The sequence below is a fragment of the Halomonas sp. WWR20 genome (assembly GCF_054602495.1).
The window spans coordinates 347,136-366,297 of record NZ_JBTRHR010000003.1 but is presented as its reverse complement, the minus strand read 5'-3'; the positions used below and the strand labels follow the sequence as shown (position 1 = coordinate 366,297).

At 56.8% G+C, this 19,162-nt stretch carries 22 protein-coding genes and 1 tRNA gene; 19 read left to right on the top strand and 4 right to left on the bottom strand.

The window, feature by feature from the left end:
- The first annotated feature begins 2 nt into the window (after nt 1-2).
- The gene (locus ACW4DH_RS08170) at nt 3-236 is read left to right on the top strand and encodes a hypothetical protein (protein ID WP_459635877.1); all 234 of its coding nucleotides are present in this window, start codon (nt 3-5) and stop codon (nt 234-236) included.
- Between the two features lie 691 nt (nt 237-927).
- Here the strand turns inward: ACW4DH_RS08170 and ACW4DH_RS08165 are convergent.
- Nucleotides 928-1,004: transfer RNA gene (locus ACW4DH_RS08165), tRNA-Pro, on the bottom strand.
- A gap of 225 nt (nt 1,005-1,229) precedes the next feature.
- Between ACW4DH_RS08165 and ACW4DH_RS08160 the strand changes: the two genes are divergently transcribed.
- Nucleotides 1,230-1,643: a CidA/LrgA family protein gene (locus ACW4DH_RS08160; RefSeq protein WP_459635876.1), complete on the top strand. Its 414-nt coding sequence runs from the start codon at nt 1,230-1,232 to the stop codon at nt 1,641-1,643.
- Entirely contained in the window at nt 1,640-2,368 is a 729-nt protein-coding gene (locus ACW4DH_RS08155) for an LrgB family protein (protein ID WP_459635875.1), read from the top strand. The genes ACW4DH_RS08160 and ACW4DH_RS08155 overlap by 4 nt, the downstream gene beginning before the upstream one ends.
- A 235-nt stretch (nt 2,369-2,603) precedes the next feature.
- On the opposite strand, the gene ACW4DH_RS08150 is transcribed toward ACW4DH_RS08155, so the two are convergent.
- Nucleotides 2,604-3,017, bottom strand: a complete 414-nt coding sequence (locus tag ACW4DH_RS08150; protein WP_459635874.1) for a transposase — start codon at nt 3,015-3,017, stop codon at nt 2,604-2,606.
- Between the two features lie 174 nt (nt 3,018-3,191).
- On the opposite strand from ACW4DH_RS08150, the gene ACW4DH_RS08145 reads away from it, so the two are divergent.
- The 3 genes from ACW4DH_RS08145 to ACW4DH_RS08135 are packed head-to-tail and all read left to right on the top strand — an operon-like array spanning nt 3,192 to nt 4,890.
- Entirely contained in the window at nt 3,192-4,268 is a 1,077-nt protein-coding gene (locus ACW4DH_RS08145; RefSeq protein WP_459635873.1) for a COX15/CtaA family protein, read from the top strand.
- A gap of 57 nt (nt 4,269-4,325) precedes the next feature.
- Nucleotides 4,326-4,499 (top strand): hypothetical protein, encoded by a 174-nt coding sequence (locus ACW4DH_RS08140; RefSeq protein WP_459635872.1) that lies wholly within the window; start codon nt 4,326-4,328, stop codon nt 4,497-4,499.
- A complete protein-coding gene (locus ACW4DH_RS08135; protein WP_459635871.1) occupies nt 4,459-4,890 on the top strand; it encodes a UbiA family prenyltransferase in 432 nt (143 codons plus the stop codon). The genes ACW4DH_RS08140 and ACW4DH_RS08135 overlap by 41 nt, the downstream gene beginning before the upstream one ends.
- A gap of 71 nt (nt 4,891-4,961) precedes the next feature.
- Here the strand turns inward: ACW4DH_RS08135 and ACW4DH_RS08130 are convergent, their stop codons facing one another.
- Nucleotides 4,962-6,416: an SLC13 family permease gene (locus ACW4DH_RS08130; protein ID WP_459635870.1), complete on the bottom strand. Its 1,455-nt coding sequence runs from the start codon at nt 6,414-6,416 to the stop codon at nt 4,962-4,964.
- A gap of 181 nt (nt 6,417-6,597) precedes the next feature.
- Here ACW4DH_RS08130 and cysQ point away from each other — a divergent pair, with 181 nt between their 5' ends.
- The 11 genes from cysQ (at nt 6,598) to ihfA (ending at nt 17,735) form a co-directional block, all read left to right on the top strand.
- Nucleotides 6,598-7,398, top strand: a complete 801-nt coding sequence (cysQ, locus tag ACW4DH_RS08125) for a 3'(2'),5'-bisphosphate nucleotidase CysQ (protein ID WP_459635869.1) — start codon at nt 6,598-6,600, stop codon at nt 7,396-7,398.
- A 108-nt stretch (nt 7,399-7,506) separates the two neighbouring features.
- The gene (locus tag ACW4DH_RS08120) at nt 7,507-7,974 is read left to right on the top strand and encodes a DUF2489 domain-containing protein (RefSeq protein ID WP_459635868.1); all 468 of its coding nucleotides are present in this window, start codon (nt 7,507-7,509) and stop codon (nt 7,972-7,974) included.
- A gap of 38 nt (nt 7,975-8,012) precedes the next feature.
- Nucleotides 8,013-9,158, top strand: a complete 1,146-nt coding sequence (locus ACW4DH_RS08115) for an amidohydrolase (protein WP_459635867.1) — start codon at nt 8,013-8,015, stop codon at nt 9,156-9,158.
- A gap of 282 nt (nt 9,159-9,440) precedes the next feature.
- The gene (locus tag ACW4DH_RS08110; RefSeq protein ID WP_459635866.1) at nt 9,441-10,328 is read left to right on the top strand and encodes an OmpA family protein; all 888 of its coding nucleotides are present in this window, start codon (nt 9,441-9,443) and stop codon (nt 10,326-10,328) included.
- 361 nt (nt 10,329-10,689) lie between these two features.
- Nucleotides 10,690-12,588, top strand: coding sequence for a threonine--tRNA ligase (gene thrS, locus ACW4DH_RS08105; protein WP_459635865.1), 1,899 nt, complete (start codon nt 10,690-10,692; stop codon nt 12,586-12,588).
- Nucleotides 12,560-13,162 (top strand): translation initiation factor IF-3, encoded by a 603-nt coding sequence (infC, locus tag ACW4DH_RS08100; protein ID WP_459635864.1) that lies wholly within the window; start codon nt 12,560-12,562, stop codon nt 13,160-13,162. Before thrS ends, infC begins: the two co-directional genes overlap by 29 nt.
- 86 nt (nt 13,163-13,248) lie before the next feature.
- Complete coding sequence (gene rpmI, locus ACW4DH_RS08095) at nt 13,249-13,443, top strand: 50S ribosomal protein L35 (RefSeq protein WP_459635863.1); 195 nt, start codon at nt 13,249-13,251, stop codon at nt 13,441-13,443.
- A gap of 38 nt (nt 13,444-13,481) precedes the next feature.
- Nucleotides 13,482-13,835, top strand: coding sequence for a 50S ribosomal protein L20 (gene rplT, locus ACW4DH_RS08090; protein ID WP_459635862.1), 354 nt, complete (start codon nt 13,482-13,484; stop codon nt 13,833-13,835).
- Nucleotides 13,836-13,968: 133 nt separating this feature from the next.
- Nucleotides 13,969-14,988, top strand: a complete 1,020-nt coding sequence (gene pheS / locus ACW4DH_RS08085; RefSeq protein WP_459635861.1) for a phenylalanine--tRNA ligase subunit alpha — start codon at nt 13,969-13,971, stop codon at nt 14,986-14,988.
- Between the two features lie 24 nt (nt 14,989-15,012).
- Nucleotides 15,013-17,397: a phenylalanine--tRNA ligase subunit beta gene (pheT, locus tag ACW4DH_RS08080; RefSeq protein WP_459635860.1), complete on the top strand. Its 2,385-nt coding sequence runs from the start codon at nt 15,013-15,015 to the stop codon at nt 17,395-17,397.
- A 29-nt stretch (nt 17,398-17,426) separates the two neighbouring features.
- Complete coding sequence (ihfA, locus tag ACW4DH_RS08075) at nt 17,427-17,735, top strand: integration host factor subunit alpha (RefSeq protein ID WP_459635859.1); 309 nt, start codon at nt 17,427-17,429, stop codon at nt 17,733-17,735.
- 161 nt (nt 17,736-17,896) lie between these two features.
- Here ihfA and ACW4DH_RS08070 read toward each other — a convergent pair whose 3' ends face one another.
- The gene (locus ACW4DH_RS08070) at nt 17,897-18,106 is read right to left on the bottom strand and encodes a DUF2788 domain-containing protein (protein WP_459635858.1); all 210 of its coding nucleotides are present in this window, start codon (nt 18,104-18,106) and stop codon (nt 17,897-17,899) included.
- Between the two features lie 149 nt (nt 18,107-18,255).
- Here ACW4DH_RS08070 and ACW4DH_RS08065 point away from each other — a divergent pair, with 149 nt between their 5' ends.
- Nucleotides 18,256-18,726 (top strand): flavodoxin domain-containing protein, encoded by a 471-nt coding sequence (locus ACW4DH_RS08065; protein WP_459635857.1) that lies wholly within the window; start codon nt 18,256-18,258, stop codon nt 18,724-18,726.
- 13 nt (nt 18,727-18,739) lie between these two features.
- Complete coding sequence (locus ACW4DH_RS08060) at nt 18,740-19,114, top strand: hypothetical protein (protein ID WP_459635856.1); 375 nt, start codon at nt 18,740-18,742, stop codon at nt 19,112-19,114.
- Nucleotides 19,115-19,162 lie beyond the last annotated feature (48 nt).

Below are 19,162 nucleotides of genomic sequence, written 5' to 3'. Positions count from 1 at the left end.
ATATGCCCAACGAAGCTTCTTTTTATCTGTTAACCGTAACGCTGGGCTCTTATATAGGTGGCCAGTCACAAGCGAAGTATATGGTGAGTCGTTCAGGTGATGCCGATTACATAGTGCCAATAACCAATGCCATTAAAGGTGTTGTTATCACGGTAAATAAGAATAATGGTTTAACCATTAGTAATGCTACGGGCAACCGAAAGAAATTATCGGCTGCTGCATTCCGGTTTCAGTAGTGTTGTTGCTATTATTGGTAGGTCATCTATATACAAAAATGCTCATTAAGGGATTAATGATGCAGAGTGACAAACAGCACAGCGTAAATGGAGCACTGGATGTTATGGATCGTCGGGTTTTTCTTCAAGGAGCAGTGAGTGTGGTAGCGCTATGCTTTACCCCGATCGCTATAGGTGTGACCGCTCAGCAGCCATGTAATGTAATTCGTATGGCTAGTGACGCAAATATCTTAGTGCTGACAAAGAAGTTGGTGTCGTGAGAGGAGCTTGTGCAACCGCTGAAATGCTCGACCATGCCTTTGGTCTGCGGAAGGGAAGGCGGAATCAGTTGAGGGTCGATGCCACGCTGGCGACAAATCAATCTAGCCGGTGCCTGCCGCTGGGCGTTCTCTCGCCTCCGGTGGTGAAACGGTCGTTAAAAGCTTTGCCGCTATCCGGCAGCGGGGTCGTGATCCCGAACGGTGCTCGCTCACGACATGTGCAGGAGGACCGCGGCATCTTGGGTATCTTGATATTGACGAACCTCCAGATAGTTTCAGCGTGTGGCACGGTCAACCGCCACAAAGAGGTAGCTCCTATGCTTAATGTATCATCTGGCCTCTTACAGTTACCTATTTGCTACCCAGTATAAGGCACAACGAAAAACCGCCACCCGGAATGATCCGTAAGTGGCGGTTTTTACTAACTATTCTGGTCGGAGCGACAGGATTCGAACCTGCGACCTCTGCAACCCCATTGCAGCGCGCTACCAAGCTGCGCCACGCTCCGCTTGCCAATCCCACAATATTGGCCTCGTGGCCTCCCCCGTGGAACGCTGCATATAGTACCCGGACTCATGGAAAATGAAAAGCCTCGTTTACGCTTTTCTTTCAATCGCTTGGCCAGTTGGATGAGGCTTCGGTCACTAGCGCTGCATTATGCGACTCGACATGCCTGGCCCACCTCAGCTGCTACGAATGGCTCGTGCCGCGTTAGACGAAGGATATACAATGGATGCTTGCGAAGGATTCAAGGAGAGCAACGGTGCCATTAATCATCGGCATGAGCATTCTTTTAGGCTGCCAGTTCGTGGGCGAATTACTGGTCCGTGCCCTTGGGCTTCCGGTACCGGGACCGGTAATAGGCATGGCCTTGTTACTGATTGGGCTGATGGGCAATGGCCGTGTTCCGGACGGGTTACGTTACACCGGCGAAGGGCTGTTACGTTACTTGACATTGCTATTCGTACCTGCCGGGGTGGGCATGATGACGCACTTCGAGCTGATCCGGGCCGATTTCTGGACACTTATCATTACGCTGGTGTTGTCCACCGCCATTACCATGGCAGTAACGGCAAAACTCATGGAATGGCTCAATCGAGGGCTTACCGACGAACACTCTCCGGCGGCTGAGGAAAAACCTCGATGAATGTTGCCGTGTTAGATCAGCTCTGGGTATATCTTGCCGCGAGTCCCTTGTTGCATTTATTGGCAACGCTGGTCGCGTTCGTCATGGCAACCCGTATCAACAAGTGGGCAGGGGGAACCCCTTTTCTGCATCCCGTGTTGGTCGCGATTTTTCTGCTCATCGTGTTCCTGGTATCGACAGGCACGCAGTATGCTACATACTTTGAGGGGGCTCAGTTCATCCATTTCCTGCTTGGGCCGGCAACGGTAGCGTTGGCTATTCCCCTTTATGATCATCTTGATCGTGTCAGGCGCATGCTGGTGCCGATAGTTGTTGCCTGTGTTGCAGGCATTATAACGGCTGTGGTGTCTAGCGTCGGTATTGCAGTGTTGCTTGGGGCGCGTGCCGAAACAGTGCTGACACTTGCCCCTAAGTCCGTCACTTCTCCTATTGCCATGGGTATCGCCGAAAAGCTGGGGGGCATACCTTCCTTGGCCGCGGGCCTGGTACTGATAACAGGCGCGGTAGGCTGCGCACTAGCACCGATTATTTTTCGAGTCGTGAACGTCCGTGACCCGAGTGTGCAAGGGTTTACCATGGGCCTTGCGGCGCACGGCTTCGGCACCGCATATAGTTTCGCCTCAATCGGTGCTTTAGCAGGCGCGTTTGCAGGCTTATCGATGGGGCTGACGGGATTGTTGACGGCTTTTCTACTGCCGCCTTTGGTCAGCCTGTTTGGACTTTGATTCGCGATACCTGAAGTAAATATCGCTGTTTTTAAATGTTGGGTCTTGGCTGAAAAGTCGACGAACGACGCCCAGACAAGGCAAGAATCGGCGAAAGAACGGACTGGGCTCGCACGCGAGTTTACGCGGTGTAATGAGTACCTTGGGCAGATTTTTAACGCAGTGTGGTCGAGCGCAGACATTTTTCAGACAAACCTAGCCAAGAATAGGCATTTACGCTCCGGATGCTAAGTACCTATAAAAAAGTTATCCGGTACTCTTCACCATAGCCTGACAGCACCTTGTGGACATGGTCTCTCAAGGACGAGAAGCTTTCATAAGCCGTCAATGGCAACCACTCGTACTTGACCTTGCGCCAGAAAATTTCGATCAGGTTCAGTTCTGGCGAATACGTCGAGAGATAGACGACATGAACCCGCTGGTTTAGCCAGTCCAGTCGCTTGCGCTGGAAGCGAGCCGAGCGATGGACACTGGCGTTGTCCAGCACCACGATGGCAAAGACATCCGGCGGCTTCTGGGCAACCAGGCGGTCGAAGGCCCCGATGACCACGTCGGTGGTGATGGTCGCCATCGTCGTGTGATAGATCAGTTTGCCCTGACGACTCAGGAAGCCCAGCACATTCAGGCGCTGACTGTGCGAGTAGGCCAATCCTGCTCCAGGCGATGCACTACCTTCTACATAGGTAACTTCTAAATTATGACGGGTTGCGTTCCGGCCCGCCGGTGACTAGAGGTTAAAGGTAGGCAAGCAACGTGAACAGTAAGGGCAGTCGCCATGGACAGCGAAGGTCAGACTTTCTCATCCCGATTCGATGCTCGTCGTGTGAGCCGAGACGTTTCCAAGACTTCCCGTCACGAGCATGAACCTCAAGATACGCCGCGTTGGGCGCGAAATATCAGTTTGCTAGGTGTGGCGTTGACGCTGACAGTTATCTTGTTGGGTGCCGGCACGCGATTGATGGACGCTGGGCTTGGTTGTCCTGATTGGCCCGGCTGCTATGGACGCTTGGTCGTGCCCGACGCAGGCGTGGCGGGGCTGCATATGTCGGGAATGCCTTTTGAACCGACCAAGGCATGGGCGGAAATGCTGCATCGTTATGTCGCCTCAGGATTGGGCATCTTAGCGCTTTTGCTGACCGGTCTGGGGTGGGGGCGGCGACGCCAGCCCGGGTATCCATGGAAGATAACCTTGACGCTGTTATGTGCCGTCCTGGTGCAGGGCGCCTTCGGTGCCTTTACCGTCACGCTCCGGCTTTGGCCTCAGGTCGTGATGCTGCATCTGCTGGGCGGGCTAACCATCATGACCCTGTTCCTATGGTTGCACTTGCGGCTGCGTTATCAGGATTCTAATTCACCTCCGGTGCTGCATCGTCCCGGCATCTTATGGTGCGTTGTAGGTTGCTTGCTGATACTACAGATCGCCTTGGGGGGATGGACATCCAGCAATTACGCAGGGATGGCGTGCCAGGGATTTCCGACCTGTACCACACAGTGGTGGCCGGCCATGGACTGGAGTGAGGGTTTTCATCTGACTCAGACGATCGGCCCCAACTACTTGCATGGGCAACTGCATGCCGAGGCGCGCACGGCGATTCATGTCGCACATCGTCTGGGAGCTTTGATGCTGGGGTTGGGCATCATTCTGCTGGCCTGGCGTTATCGACAAGATCATGCATGGCGAAAATATACCGTTATCTTGTTATTGACTTACCTATTACAAGCCACCATTGGTATCGCCAATGTACTGCTATGGCTGCCATTGGGATTGGCCCTGGCGCACACCGCCGGTGCGGCATGCTTAGTGCTGATAGTGACGTTGGGGATCTGGCGTAGTGCTACTGCGCGACATGCAGGGAGTATCGCCAGGGTCGGACCACAAGCAGAAATTGCACATGCGTGACGTCATCATCGCGGCTTTTAATCGCCCCTTGCTCGGGCCTGGACCTGGCGGGGTCTGATGGCGCTGGGTAAGCCGCGTGTGGTAATGGTCATGCTGGTCTGTGCCGGGGTCGGCATGGCGCTGGCTACGCTAGTGGTTCCTCCGCTTGACAAGGTGCTTTTCGGGTTGGCGGGGATCGGCCGCGCCGCCATTGCTCGGCTGGACGGCAGTCACTGGAGAGGTCAGTGCTGAAAGTCTACTGCTGGTGCTGATCGTTTTTGCCTGGATACCGCCACACTTCTGGGCGCTGGCCATTCACAAACGGAAAGAGTACGCCCATGCGGGCGTGCCTATGCTGCCCGTGACGCATGGCGAAGCCTTCACCCGGTTGCAGATATGGCTTTATGGCTGGTTGACCGTTGCCGTCACGTTGCTCCCCTTTGCGGTGGGCATGAGTAGGTGGCCCTATCTGGCCGCAATTGTGGCGTTGAATGCGAGGTTCATGTTCTGGAACTGGAAGGTCTGGCGAGGTCACGACTCTCAGGCGCCTCTGGCTGCATTCTGGTTTTCGATCCGCTATATTCTGGGCGTTTTTGGGATACTGCTGCTCGATCATTATTATCAGGCGGGTTGGCTGTTCTGAGCCGGTAGCTCGGATGCAAAACGGGGCCGGCATGTGCTGGCCCCGTGTCATTTCAGCCCCTGCGGTAGGGGTCAGAGCCAGACCAGTTGAATCAATGCCACCGTCAGTAGCGTGACGAGTATGGTGCCGGCGATGTTAAGAAACAGGCCCGCCCGGATCATCGACTGGATTTTCATATGTCCAGTGGCAAAGACGATGGCGTTAGGCGGTGTGGCTACCGGCATCATGAACGCGCAACTGGCGGCAATGGCCGCCGGCACGGTGACCAGTAGCGGATTCATGTCCAGTGACAACGCCAGCGCACCAAGCAATGGTAGGAAGGCTGCTGCCGTGGCGGTATTGGATGTCACCTCGGTCAGGAAGATAATGACCAGCACGATGATGCCGATCAACAGCAACAGCGGCAAGGCGCCGAATACCGATAGCTGTTCGGCGATCCATTCTGCGAGACCTGAACTCTTGATGGCGCCGGCCAGGGCTAGTCCGCCGCCAAACAGCAATAGCACACCCCACGGCAGTTTCTGCGCATCGTCCCAGTCAATGAGGCGGGTGTTGGCTTGAGTGCCGCTGGGGATCAGGAACAGGGCGATACCTGCAATCAAGGCCACCACAGTGTCGGATAGCCAGCCGATACCGGCTTGATTGAGCATGGGGCGGAATATCCAGGCGATAGCCGCCAGCAGGAAGACCAGTCCCACACGACGTTCCGCCGGTGTCATTGCGCCAAGCTTGCCAAGTTCATCACGGATCATCTGGCCACTGTCTTCGACAGCGCTCAGCTTGAAGCCGCCGCGTGTCAGCCACCACCAGGTGACGATCATCATGACGATACTGACAGGGAGCCCGATCACCATCCACTGGGCAAACCCGATATCGATCCCTTGGCTGTCGGATAAGTAGCCGGCAAGCAAGGCATTGGGCGGTGTGCCGATAAGCGTGGCAATGCCACCGATACTGGCCGCATAGGCAATAGCCAACAGCAAAGCCGTGGCATAACGTGCCATTTCCTGTTCGTCATGATCCCCCAGTAGGCTGATAACCGACATGCCAATCGGCAGCATCATGATGCTGGTGGCGGTGTTGGATACCCACATGCTGAGAAAACCGGTGGCAATCATGAAACCGGCAATTTGGCGCTTGGGCTGTTGGCCGACAACCTGCAGGACTTTCAGGGCGATACGGCGATGCAGGTTCCAGCGCTGCATTCCGATACCCAGGAGAAACCCGCCGAGAAACAGGAAGATAATCGGATTGGCATAACTCGCCGTCGTCGCGCCAAGTTCGCCGATGCCGAGCGCCGGGACCAGGATAATAGGCACCAACGAGGTGGCAGGGATGGGAATGGCCTCGGTGGCCCACCACGTCGCCATTAATAGCGACAGGCCGACACACGCCCAGGCGGGATCGCTCATCCCGGCGGGAGCCGGCAGCAACAGTGTTATGAGGACCCAGGCAGGTCCCAGCCATAGGCCGATGCGCGAGGCGAGTGAAGGGGATGCCGGGTCGGGCGTAGCGGCCTCATTCATGAAAATCTCCCATCAGGCAGTTGGTAAGTGGGTGCGGTATTCTACTTAAGTCCTAGGGGTCCTGGCGGTTTTATCCCTTAGCCATTGGTCTAATGGAGGGCTTGGTTGTGGTCTCGATAGCGGACAGGTAACGTGCCTTGCCGGCACGGGGATGACCGGAGTCGCGAACCTGAGGGAAAAGATGAAGCCGACAATCGCTATGCTTGATGACATGATGGCGCTGTGCCGAGAGGCAGGTGACGCTATTCTGGCCATACATCGTGAGCAGCTGGATACGCAACTGAAGGACGATGACAGCCCAGTCACGGCGGCAGATCTGGCAGCCAATGACGTTCTGATGAGAGGGCTGAGACGCTTGGCCCCGGAGATCCCGATCCTTTCGGAGGAACAGGCGGAAATCGCGTGGGAGGAGCGCCGCCAGTGGCCGCGTTACTGGCTGGTTGATCCCTTGGACGGCACTCGAGAGTTTCTCGGCGACTCGGGGCAGTACACGGTCAACATTGCCTTGATCGAAGGCCATGATGCGGTGCTGGGTGCCGTACATGCCCCGGCGCTGGGCATCTCCTGGGGCGGAGGCGCCGGGCTAGGGGCTTGGCGTTACGAGCAGGCGGCACGGGTGCCGATAGCGGTCGCTTCACAACAGCCTTTGCGGATTGTCGCCAGCCGCTCGCATCTGGATGCTGAAACTCAGGCTTTTATGGCGCTTTTTCCTGAGGCTCAAATTTCCAACGCTGGAAGTTCGCTTAAATTCTGTCGTATCGCCGAAGGCGAGGCCGATGTGTACCCGCGCTTCGGGCCTACATGCGAGTGGGATACCGCTGCCGCCCAAGCGGTGCTGGAGGCTGCAGGGGGGCAAGTGCTTGAAGCTACCAGCCTGGAGCCGCTGCACTATAACCAGACAGCAGACTTGCGCAACCCGCATTTCATTGCCTGTGCCGATGCACAGGGGGCTTGGCGCAGGACCTTTAAAACGAAGCGTTAGTCCAGGAGGGCAGGACTGCTGTTAGGAATGTCGTGAAATGCCAAGCGCCTTAAGGGCATTGTATTTACCGGCAACGTACGGTCACGCTGTTCAAAGAAGGAGTCATTCATGTCCTTGTCGCTGGCCTGGGGGTTGTTGGCCCTGGCGGTTCTGACCTTAGGGGGGCTGGGGATTTACGCCGCACATTTGTGGAAGGAAGTGCGCCGACGCGAGGCCTTCCGGCGTGACGAGATACGCCAGGCCAACGAGAAGTGTCTGGAGAGCCTCGATGTCATTGCCAGAGCCATGCTGGCCGGTCAGGTTGACCTGATCGAAGGTGCCCTGCGTTGTAAGGTATTGCTGGAAATCATCGAGCCAAGCCTCGTGGAAAGGTCTAGTTTCCATGTGTTCGCCGAGGTGCACGGCAGAGCCTCGCACCTGAGTACCCATTCGGCGCGTCAGGCCCTGTCTTCACAGCAGCTACGCGAGGAGGACCGCGAGCGTAGGGTGTTGGAAGAGGAGCTGCAAACGCCTTTGCAGGAGGCGGCTCATGCCGTCGTGGAATTTAAGCGATGTTGGCCGGCCAGCTTGCATTGATCTTTAAGTAGGATGCTTTCCGATAAGAGTACTGTGACATGCGCGATAGCCTGTTAAACGCTTCGCTAGCCTCACTCCGGCATGCCTTGCATGCTCGCCCTGAGGTATCCGGCCGGGAATCCGCCACGGCACAGCTTATTGCCGAGTGGCTGGCGGAGGCTGGCGCTGATCCCGTCCTTACCGGGCTGGGCGGACATGGTGTCGCGGGTGTGTTTCGTGGGGCCGAAGCGGGGCCGAGAATTATGTTCCGTGCTGAACTCGATGGCTTGCCGATTCAGGAAACCAGTGCTGCTGCATGGGCTTCGTGCCATCCGCATGTGGCGCATAGTTGCGGTCATGATGGGCATATGGCGATATTGCTGGGCCTGGCACAGCGGCTGGCCACGGCCCCGCCCCGACGAGGCGAGACTGTACTGCTTTTTCAGCCTGCCGAGGAAACAGGGGAAGGCGCTCGAGCCGTAATCGGCTCCCCACGTTTTGCCGAACTGAAGCCGGATCAGATTTATGCCTTGCATAACCTGCCCGGTCGCCCGCTTGGCGAGGTCTCGCTGAAAGAGGGCGCGTTTACCTGTGCGTCACGCGGATTGATCATCCGTCTGACAGGGTTGTGTTCGCACGCCGCGCATCCTGAATTGGGGCGTAATCCTGCCATGGCCATGTGCCGTATTCTGCAGGGGTTGAAACGGCTTCCTCAGCAGCTTCCTCATGATCAGGGATTGGCCATGGTGACGCTTATACATGCCCGTCTGGGGGAGGTGGCATTTGGGACCTCTCCCGGGCAGGCAGAAGTCATGGCAACCCTGCGGACCGAAAACGACGAAATGATGCGCGCACTGGCTGAAGCGGCCGTCTCGCTGGCTCGTTCGGAGGCGGAAGAGGAGGAGTTGGGCATCGAGATCGATTGGTGTGACAACTTTACCGCAACACGTAATGCCGCTCAGGCGGTTGATGCGATCGAACGGGTAGCCCAATCATTGGGGCTGACGGTGAATCGTCTGGAAAAGGCTCATCGCTGGTCCGAGGATTTTGGCCAGCTTGCCGCTCAAGGTCAGGGGGCGATGTTTACATTGGGCAGCGGTGAGAAATGCCCTCCTTTGCACTATCCTGATTATGACTTTCCTGATGAACTCCTTGAGATCGGCATCGCGATTTTCGAGCGCTTGCTGCGTTACCATCAGGATTGATTATGACTTGGCAAAGATTATGTTCGCGCCCGGATATGCGCCGATAAGAGTTTGCAAAGGCCTATTGTTTGCGTCAATGTAAGCAGCGGACGATGCTGGGTTCCGGTCTAGGATAAAATTGAATGTTTTGCCCCGAAAGTACTAGCTGCGTGTGGCTGAATATGCTTTCTTCTCCACCGAGCGGAAAGAAAATTTCTTCCTACGCCGGGGTTCCGATTCTATACTTGGACCCGCTGGGTAATGCCCTGTTACGACTAGCGCTGTGTTAAGAAGGAGTCTTACATGAAAAAATCTACGACTGGCTTATTGCTCGGTTCTGCCTTGGTGGTTGGCCTTTCGGGCTGTGCCAGTTCAGGAACGCAATCTTCAGGCAGCACTACTGCTGACAAGGCGTGGTATCAGCAGCCCTTCGTCTGCGGTATTGCCGGTGGTCTGATCGGTGGTGGCATTGGTTATGCTACCAGCAGCGAATCGGATGAAGATGATGGTGCAGCCATAGGCGGTGTGGCAGGCGCAACGGCAGGAGCGCTGTTGTGTGCAGATTACTCAGCGTCGATTGGCGACACTGATGGTGACGGTGTGCCTGATGACCGTGATCAGTGCCCGAATACGCCGGCAGGCGTTGCTGTCGATGCGGTGGGTTGTCCTCTGGACACGGATAGCGACGGCGTACCTGACTATCAGGACCAGTGCCCGGGAACTCCGGCTGGCGTAGAGGTTGACGCCAAGGGCTGCCCGCTTGATTCCGATGGCGATGGCGTACCTGACTATCAGGACCAGTGTCCGGACACTCCGGCGGGTACTGAAGTCAACGCTTTGGGTTGCCCGGCCGATGTCGTGCTGCGTGACGTCAACTTCGAGTTCGATTCAGCCCGGTTGACTGAGAATGCCGAGAGCATCTTGAACAACGTGGCTCAAAAGCTCGTATCCAATGAAGATGTACGTGTACGTCTCGAGGGGCATACCGACTCAATTGGTTCTGCCGCGTACAACAAGGAACTTTCGCAGCGCCGCGCTGAATCCGTTAAAGAGTATCTGGCGTCGCAGGGCGTTAGCCGTGATCGTATGAATGCCATCGGTTATGGCGAAGAGCAGCCGATCGCAACCAACGAAACGCCTGAAGGGCGTGCCGAAAACCGTCGTGTCGAGTTGGGCGAAGCGCAGCAATAAGCTTTCTTGCCTGACTGACGAAAGTCGGTTTGATCAACACAACCCCGCTTCGGCGGGGTTGTGTTGTTTAGAGATAACATTTGGCTAGGTGGTCGGGCAGAGGAGGTTAGCCGGCGCCTCGCGAGGCGTTCGCAAGGCTACGGGACGTCTTTATGTATCCTGGAGTGGACGAAGGGCTAAGCCCTTGTTAATGTTTCGGCCTTGTTATATCCAGTATCTTGTAACGGTTGCTGGGCCTGCCTCTTTCAGTATTGCCCCAACGTAAGGGCGCTAGGGCGAGGGGGGCGGCAGCTGTGAGTCGATTTCAATCCTCTTCATGTGGTCCTTGGTAGGGGCCACCACTGAACCGAAAGGATGCATAATGCCCATCGTGACTCTGCCTGACGGCAGTCAAAGAACGTTTGATCATCCCATCACCGTCATGCAGCTCGCCGAATCTATCGGACCGGGCCTGGCCAAGGCCTGTTTGGCTGGCAAGATTGATGGCGAACTCGTCGATGCCGCCGATGTTGTTGACCATGATGCCAACGTGGCGATCCTCACCGCACGAGACGAGGAAGGACGTGCCATCATCCGCCATTCCTGTGCCCACTTGGTGGGGCATGCCGTCAAGCAGCTCTATCCCGATGCCAAGATGGCTATCGGGCCGGTTATCGAAGATGGTTTCTATTACGATATAGATTTTGGTCGTTCTATCACGCCTGATGATCTTGAGGCTATCGAGAAGCGTATGAAGACGCTTATCGATTCGGAATATGACGTGATTCGCGAATATGTCGATCGTGATACGGCCATGGCGACATTTCAGGAACGAGACGAACCCTATAAGCAGGAAATCATCAGCGCGATTCCGGAAGGCGAAACCATTCGCCTCTACTATCACAAGGAATACACGGACATGTGCCGTGGTCCGCACGTGCCCAATACGCGCCATCTCAAGGCCTTCAAGCTACTGAAGCTGGCCGGTGCCTACTGGCGGGGAGACGCCACAAAGCCCATGTTGACCCGTGTCTACGGCACGGCCTGGGGCGATAAGAAAGAGCTCAAGGCTTATCTGCATCGTCTGGAAGAAGCGGAAAAGCGCGATCACCGCAAGATCGCCCGCAAGCTGGACTTCTTCCATATGCAGGAAGAGGCTCCCGGCATGGTGTTCTGGCATCCACGAGGATGGACGATCTGGCAGGTTGTCGAGCAGTACATGCGCAACGTCTACAAGGAGAGCGGCTATCAGGAAGTTCGCTGTCCTCAGATCATGGACGTGTCGCTGTGGAAAAAATCGGGCCACTGGGACAACTATGCGGAGAACATGTTCTTCACCGAGTCGGAGAAACGCGAGTACGCGCTGAAACCGATGAATTGTCCTGGCCATGTCCAGGTGTTCAACTCCGGGTTACGCAGCTATCGTGAGCTTCCCATCCGTTATGGCGAGTTCGGCGGCTGCCACCGCAACGAACCTTCCGGCGCTCTGCATGGCATCATGCGCGTCCGGGCCTTTACGCAGGACGACGGACATGTGTTCTGCACCGAAGAGCAGATCGAGCCTGAAGTGACGGCCTTTCACCGTCAGGCGCTCAAGGTGTATAGCGATTTTGGTTTCCATGATATCGACGTCAAGATCGCATTGCGCCCCGATAAGCGTATCGGCGACGATGCGGACTGGGATCGTGCCGAAGGGGCCTTGCGAGCTGCTCTCTCAAGCTGCGACGTGCAATGGGAAGAGCTTCCCGGCGAAGGGGCCTTCTACGGTCCCAAGATCGAATACCATATGAAAGACTGCCTGGGGCGCGAATGGCAGGTCGGTACCATGCAGGTCGACTTCATGATGCCGGGGCGGCTGGGCGCGCAATACGTCAGCGAGGATGGCAGCCGTCGCGCACCGGTCATGCTGCACCGTGCCATCGTGGGTTCCTTCGAGCGCTTTATCGGAATTCTGATCGAGCACTATGCCGGCGCACTACCGCTTTGGCTGTCGCCGGTACAGGCCGTCGTTATGGATATCACCGATGCTCAGCAGAACTATGCGGTGTCTACCGCGAAACGTTTGCAGCAGGCGGGTATTCGAGTCAAGACGGACTTGAGGAATGAGAAGATCGGCTTTAAAATCCGGGAACATACGTTGCAGAAGATTCCTTATCTGCTGGTCGTCGGCGATAAGGAGGTCGAAACAGACTCGGTAGCCGTTCGTACCCGCTCCGGTGAAGACCTCGGGACATTCTCGATAGACGCTTTGATTGGACGTCTGCTGGAAGAACGGGTATAACGATAACGTTAATTGCCAAAATGGAGATGTAACGATTAAGCGGAACAATCAGCGCGGGCGCCCTCAAGAGAAGCGTGCCCCGATCAATGACCGTATTCGTGCGGATGAAGTCCGTCTCATCGACAGTGAAGGCGAGCAGGTCGGCGTAGTGCCGATGGAAGAAGCTCTTGAGCGCGCCGAAGCTGTGGGGTTGGATCTCGTCCAGATTTCCAGTGGTGATCCGATCGTCTGCAAGATCATGGATTACGGCAAGTCTCTCTTTGAGCAGAAGAAGCAGAAATCTGCTCAAAAGAAGAAGACTAAGCAAATACAGGTCAAGGAAGTCAAATTCCGTCCTGGAACCGACGAGGGTGACTATCAGGTGAAGCTCAAAAACCTGACGCGTTTCCTTGAAGGTGGGGACAAGGGAAAAGTCACGCTGCGCTTCCGCGGCCGTGAAATGGCTCACCAGGATCTTGGCCGCAAGTTGTTGGAACGCGTTGCGGCGGATATGGAGGAGCTGGCGGTGGTGGAGTCCTTCCCGAAAATGGAAGGACGGCAGATGATCATGATCCTTGCCCCCAAGAAGAAGTGATCCGACGGCAATTCAACGGGTGAGTCATCCCAGCGTGGCTCATCGGCCTCGGGTTTTCTGAAAAATATCGAGTGGAGTTTTCCCTCATGCCAAAAATCAAGAGCAACAGTGGCGCGGCCAAGCGCTTCAAGAAGACTGCTAACGGCTTCAAGCACAAGCAGTCCTTCCGTAGCCACATCCTGACCAAGAAGTCCACTAAGCGTAAGCGTCAACTGCGCGGTATGAAGCAGATCCACGACGCCGACAAGTCGTTGATTCAGCGCATGTTGCCGAATCTATAAGACCTTTGGTGGGTAATTTTTAACGTCAGGAGTTAGCTATGTCTCGCGTCAAGCGTGGTGTCGTCGCACGTCGTCGGCACAAGAAGATCATGAAGCAGGCCAAGGGTTACTACGGAGCCCGGTCTCGTGTGTTTCGTGTTGCCAAGCAGGCGGTCATCAAGGCAGGTCAGTACGCCTATCGCGACCGTCGCCAGCGCAAGCGTCAGTTCCGTGCACTGTGGATTGCGCGTATCAACGCGGCATCCCGCATCAACGGTCTGTCCTATAGCCGCTTCATTGCCGGCCTGAAGAAGGCTGGTATCGAGATCGATCGTAAGGTTCTGGCCGATCTCGCGGTTCATGAGAAAGCCGCTTTTGCTGCCATCGTCGAAAAGGCCAAGGCTGCTCAGTAAGTGGCATTATTACTGCCGCAGTCGGCAGTAATTCGCTTATGAACGTCACAGGGGGAGAGCAGCCGCTCTCCCCCTGTTTTTTTGTCATGCACGTACACGCGTGCGCTGGACATTCATTATCGGAGCTCAACGGATGGACCATCTTCCCACTTTGGTCGCCGAGGCTCGTGCCGCCATCGAAAGCGCACAGTCAGTCAAGGCGCTCGATGAGGTTCGGGTTCGCTATCTCGGTAAGAAGGGCGAGATTACCGCCTTGCTCAAGAGTCTCGGCAAACTATCCGCCGATGAGCGCCCCAGGGCTGGTGAAAGCATCAATCAGGCCAAGCAAACGCTAGCGGCAGAGTTGGACAGCCGATATCGGCAGTTGGAGCAGGCCGCGCTTAATGCCCAGCTTGCCGCTGAACGTGTCGACGTTACCCTGCCGGGACGAGGCGAAACCAATGGTGGCCTGCATCCGGTAACCCGAACGCTGGAACGTATCGAGGGTCTGTTTACGCGGATCGGTTTCGAGGTTGCGGTGGGCCCTGAAATCGAAGACGACCATCATAACTTCGAAGCGCTGAATATCCCCGCGCATCATCCGGCAAGGGGGATGGCGGACACCTTTTATTTCGATGCTACACGGCTCTTGCGAACGCATACTTCGCCGGTGCAGGTGCGCACCATGAAATCCCAGCAGCCGCCGATTCGCATCGTCTGTCCGGGACGGGTCTATCGCAGCGACTCGGACCTGACTCATACCCCCATGTTTCACCAGGTCGAAGGGTTGCTGGTTGACGAGGACGTCAGCTTTGCCGATCTCAAGGGGACCATCGAGGATTTCTTGAAGGCATTCTTCGAGCGTGACGAGTTGTCGGTACGTTTTCGTCCCTCGTATTTCCCCTTTACCGAGCCGTCGGCCGAAGTCGATATTCAATGTGTGATGTGTGGCGGAGGTGGATGTCGCGTGTGCTCCCACTCGGGCTGGCTGGAGGTCATGGGTTGCGGCATGGTGCATCCGGAAGTGTTCCGCCATTCGGACATCGATGCCGAGCGTTATAAGGGGTTCGCGTTCGGAATGGGGGCCGAGCGTCTAGCCATGTTGCGTTACGGGGTCAATGACCTGCGGCTGTTCTTTGAAAATGATCTGCGCTTTTTGCGCCAATTTGCGTGACCCGCCGAGGAGACTGGAAGAACCATGAAATTTTCCGAAACGTGGCTGCGTGAGTGGGTCTCGCCTGAACTGGATACTCAGGCGCTGGCGGATCAGATCACCATGGCGGGCCTTGAGGTGGACGGGGTCGAGCCGGTGGCCGCCACATTCAATGGCGTGGTCGTGGCCGAGGTGGTTGCCAAACAGCCTCATCCGGATGCGGACAAGCTGAATGTCTGTCAGGTGGATGACGGCAGTGGTGAGCCGGTGCAGGTGGTTTGTGGGGCGCCCAACGTCGCTATCGGGCAAAAAGTGCCTTTTGCACGTGTTGGCGCGGTATTGCCTGAAGGATTCAAGATCAAGAAGGCCAAGCTGCGGGGCGTGGAGTCGCGCGGCATGATCTGCTCCGCCTCGGAGCTGGGACTGGAAGAGGGTACGTCGGATGGTATCCTGGTGCTGCCTGCCCAGGCGCCTAACGGCGAGGATTTCCGTCGCTGGATGGCACTGGATGATAACGCCATCGATGTTGATCTTACCCCGAATCGTGGTGACTGCCTGAGCCTTAAGGGGCTGGCGCGTGAGGTCGGAGTGCTCAATCGCCTACCGGTTGGCGGGCCCGTAATTGAGGCGTTGCCGGCAGAGCATGACGGTGGCTTTCCGGTGCGGGTCGAAGCGCCTGAGCGTTGTCCGCGTTATGCGGGGCGCGTGATCCGCGGGGTCGATCCGCAGATGCAGACTCCGTTATGGATAGCCGAGCGGCTGCGGCGTAGTGGGTTGCGCTCAATCGACCCGATTGTCGATGTGACCAACTACGTAATGCTGGAGCTCGGTCAGCCCTTGCATGCCTTCGACCTGGCGTGCCTCAAGGAGGCAATCGTCGTTCGCCCTGCGCGCGTGGGTGAGACGCTGACGCTGCTTGACGGCCAGGAGGTGTCGCTTCTCGAAGATACCCTGATCATTGCCGATGGCCAGGGGCCGTTGGCCATTGCCGGAGTGATGGGGGGAGAGCATTCCGGTGTCAGCGAACAGGCCCGTGATATTTTTCTGGAGTCGGCATTTTTCACTCCACTGGCGGTTGCCGGACAAGCCCGTCGTTACGGACTGCATACCGATGCCTCGCACCGCTTCGAACGTGGCGTGGATCCCGAGCTGTCCCTGGATGCCATCGAGCGCGCTACGCGTCTCTTGGTCGATATAGTGGGGGGAAGCCCTGGCCCGCTTATCGAAGTCGTCAGCCCCGATCACTTGCCCCGCGACAGGCAGGTGCGTCTGAGGGCCTCGCGTCTTGAGCAGGCGCTGAATTTAGTCATGCCAGCGACGGACGTGGTCGACATCCTGCAGCGTTTGGGCATGCGGGTCGAGACTCCGGAGCCCGGCGTATGGCAGGTCGCGGTCCCCAGCTGGCGTTTCGATATCACCATCGAAGAAGATCTTATCGAGGAACTGGCACGCATTTACGGCTACAACCGTCTGCCGGTTCGTCGCCCAAAGGCTAGTCTGTCACTCAGAGCGGATGGCGAAAATCAGCAGCCATTGGCGCGTCTGCGCCGGCAGATGGTAGCTCGCGGCTATCAGGAGGCGATCAGCTACAGCTTCGTGGCACCCGATCTACAGAAGCTGCTGGCGCCTGGTGTGGTGGCGCCGGTATTGGCCAATCCCATCTCCAGCGATATGTCGGTAATGCGTGCCAGCCTTTTCCCTGGCTTGGTCAAGGCCATGCTGCACAATCTCAATCGTCAGCAGACACGAGTGCGTTTGTTCGAGACCGGCCTGGTCTTTCGGGGCGAGCTCGATCAGTTGCAGCAGGAGCCGATGATCGGCGGACTGGTCTGCGGGAGTCGTGATCCTGAAGAGTGGTCCGCGCGCCGTGACAAGATCGATTTCTTTGACTTGAAAGGCGACCTGGAAGCGCTGCTAGCGTTGTCTGGGGCTCCTGAGCAGTGGCGCTTTGAGCCGGCCGAGCATCCCGCGCTGCATCCGGGGCAAACCGCGCGAGTCATGCATGGTGATGCCCCGGTAGGCTGGATCGGTGCCTTGCACCCCGCTGTCAGAGCCGAGCTGGGAGTCAAGGTCGAGGCATTCGTCTTCGAAGTCAGTTTGACAGCAGTCTCCACTGGCAAGATTCCGCATTTCACGCCCCTGTCACGTTACCCCGAGGTGCGTCGTGACTTGGCTTTTGTTCTGCGCGATGATGTGCCGGTACAGGCGGTACTCGATGCGATACACGGCCAGGCAGGCGATTGGCTGACCGACTCGCGCTTGTTCGATGTCTACCAAGGTAGCGGTGTGTCCGATGGGCATAAGAGCGTGGCCATGGGCTTGACCTGGCAGCATCCTTCGCGCACGCTTAATGATGAAGAAATCAATCAGTTAATCGAAGCGATTGTCAACGAAGTGCAGGTGCGCTTCGACGCGACGCTGCGGAGCTGAATGTCGTCATTCTGCACGAGGAAGTGAGAATGGGTGCGCTGACCAAGGCTGAACTGGCCGAACATCTGCATTCCGAGCTTGGATTGTCCAAGCGCGAAGCCAAGACAATGGTGGAAGCATTCTTCGAGGAGATCCGTGGATGTCTGCGGGAGAATGAGCAGGTCAAACTCTCCGGTTTCGGTAATTTTGATCTGCGTGACAAGCGCGAGCGCCCTGGGCGCAATCCCAAAACGGGCGAAGAAATCCCGATTTCGGCTCGCCGCGTCGTCACCTTTCGCCCCGGCCAGAAGCTTAAGAGCCGTGTCGAGGATTTCAACGGCGAGCTGGAAGCCGAGTAGCGCCTCGAAATCCGTCGTTCGCCAGGGTGGGGTGTATCTCGTTCTTACTGACTCGCGATGGAGCGTAGTCCCATCTCTTCTGGCCTCGCAGTTGCGAGACCAGAAGAGTGTGCGGACAGGCGTAGGCTGTATATAACCTAAGCTGAGTCGTACCTGGCGCTTCAGACGCTACCGTAAGCCTGGAGAAGTTCGGCAATGACGGTCTTGAGCACAAACCCCAGCATGCCGGCGCCCAGTACGATAAAGAGCATGATAGTCCCAAACTTGCCCGCTTGAGATTTTCGTGCCAGATCCCAAATAATGAAACACATGAAGAGGATGAGCCCGCCGATCATTAACGGTGTTATCCATGTCTCGAAATGACTTGGCATAGCGGCTCCTGCGACAAAGTTGAAATTATACCGCTCTTTTCCCGTATTTTCTTGCGTCGCGAAGCGAGAGGCGCCAAGTATCAGTGCCCGTTCGGTCCAGGAATAGCCTGTGATAGTATCCGACCAAATCCTGCAAGCAAGGCGGTACCATGCCTACATTAAAGATTGTCGTTGGAACCATGTACGGTGGGGCTTTGGATGTGGCCGAACAGATCACGCCCTTGTTTGAAAAGGCCGGCTACGAGGTCAGCATTCTCGATCAGCCGATGCTCGCCGATCTTACTGATACGCTACCTGATCTCGCATTGTTCTGCACCTCGACCACCGGCAGCGGAGATTTTCCCGGCAATCTCGTGCCGTTCGTGCGCGAATTGAAGGATTTTTCGCCCAGCCTGACCACGTTGCGCTATGGCATGATTGCTATGGGCGACAGCTCCTACGGAGAAACTTTCTGTGGTGCTGGCCGAGCCTTGGATGCACTGCTCGAAGATTTGGGTGCCCAGCGTTTGGGAGAACGCCTGGAAGTGGACGCGATGGAAACCTTCATGGCGGACGATGCTGCATTGCCCTGGGCCGAAACCTGGATTGAAGAGCAGGGGCTGGCGAGCCAAAAAGGTTAACGGGGGATTACGTGTGACTTCTGCTTCTTCGGCCTCGCGTCTGAGTGTGTTGTTGGGCCTGCTGGCAGTGATGCTGGCCACGGTGCCGCGCTACTGGGTAGGGCATCATGAGACCCGCATGACGCTGATATTGATCGCCGCGGGCGTCGTGGCTATCGTGCTGGCCTTGCAATGGCACCTACTCGACAAGGAGCAGCGCCGCGCCGTGCCGAGTTGGCTCGCCCACCTTGCCGGCGGGTTGCTGGCTGGCCTGGTGCTGGCGGGTATCTGGTACGGGTTTTTCTCTGCCCAGGCACATGTCTGGCCCATCATACTGTCGCATGGCACCACGCTGGGTCTGTTCATTCATGTGCTAGGTAGCGGGTGGCGCCGGCATCATCGGGACTAGGCGTGGATGACGAGAAGCGCCAGGGCGCGCAGCGGCAGATGAGATGCT

Excerpts from the sequence above, each read along its gene's own strand:
- rpmI (WP_459635863.1), top strand. The coding sequence starts at position 13,249 with ATGCCAAAAATCAAGAGCAACAGTGGCGCGGCCAAGCGCTTCAAGAAG.
- rplT (WP_459635862.1), top strand. The coding sequence starts at position 13,482 with ATGTCTCGCGTCAAGCGTGGTGTCGTCGCACGTCGTCGGCACAAGAAG.
- ACW4DH_RS08130 (WP_459635870.1), bottom strand. The coding sequence starts at position 6,416 with ATGAATGAGGCCGCTACGCCCGACCCGGCATCCCCTTCACTCGCCTCG.
- ACW4DH_RS08065 (WP_459635857.1), top strand. The coding sequence starts at position 18,256 with ATGCCTACATTAAAGATTGTCGTTGGAACCATGTACGGTGGGGCTTTG.
- ACW4DH_RS08110 (WP_459635866.1), top strand. The coding sequence starts at position 9,441 with ATGAAAAAATCTACGACTGGCTTATTGCTCGGTTCTGCCTTGGTGGTT.
- pheT (WP_459635860.1), top strand. The coding sequence starts at position 15,013 with ATGAAATTTTCCGAAACGTGGCTGCGTGAGTGGGTCTCGCCTGAACTG.
- ACW4DH_RS08170 (WP_459635877.1), top strand. The coding sequence starts at position 3 with ATGCCCAACGAAGCTTCTTTTTATCTGTTAACCGTAACGCTGGGCTCT.
- ACW4DH_RS08120 (WP_459635868.1), top strand. The coding sequence starts at position 7,507 with ATGTCCTTGTCGCTGGCCTGGGGGTTGTTGGCCCTGGCGGTTCTGACC.
- ACW4DH_RS08115 (WP_459635867.1), top strand. The coding sequence starts at position 8,013 with ATGCGCGATAGCCTGTTAAACGCTTCGCTAGCCTCACTCCGGCATGCC.
- ACW4DH_RS08070 (WP_459635858.1), bottom strand. The coding sequence starts at position 18,106 with ATGCCAAGTCATTTCGAGACATGGATAACACCGTTAATGATCGGCGGG.
- cysQ (WP_459635869.1), top strand. The coding sequence starts at position 6,598 with ATGAAGCCGACAATCGCTATGCTTGATGACATGATGGCGCTGTGCCGA.
- ACW4DH_RS08160 (WP_459635876.1), top strand. The coding sequence starts at position 1,230 with ATGCTTGCGAAGGATTCAAGGAGAGCAACGGTGCCATTAATCATCGGC.
- pheS (WP_459635861.1), top strand. The coding sequence starts at position 13,969 with ATGGACCATCTTCCCACTTTGGTCGCCGAGGCTCGTGCCGCCATCGAA.
- ACW4DH_RS08140 (WP_459635872.1), top strand. The coding sequence starts at position 4,326 with ATGGCGCTGGGTAAGCCGCGTGTGGTAATGGTCATGCTGGTCTGTGCC.
- thrS (WP_459635865.1), top strand. The coding sequence starts at position 10,690 with ATGCCCATCGTGACTCTGCCTGACGGCAGTCAAAGAACGTTTGATCAT.
- ACW4DH_RS08155 (WP_459635875.1), top strand. The coding sequence starts at position 1,640 with ATGAATGTTGCCGTGTTAGATCAGCTCTGGGTATATCTTGCCGCGAGT.
- ihfA (WP_459635859.1), top strand. The coding sequence starts at position 17,427 with ATGGGTGCGCTGACCAAGGCTGAACTGGCCGAACATCTGCATTCCGAG.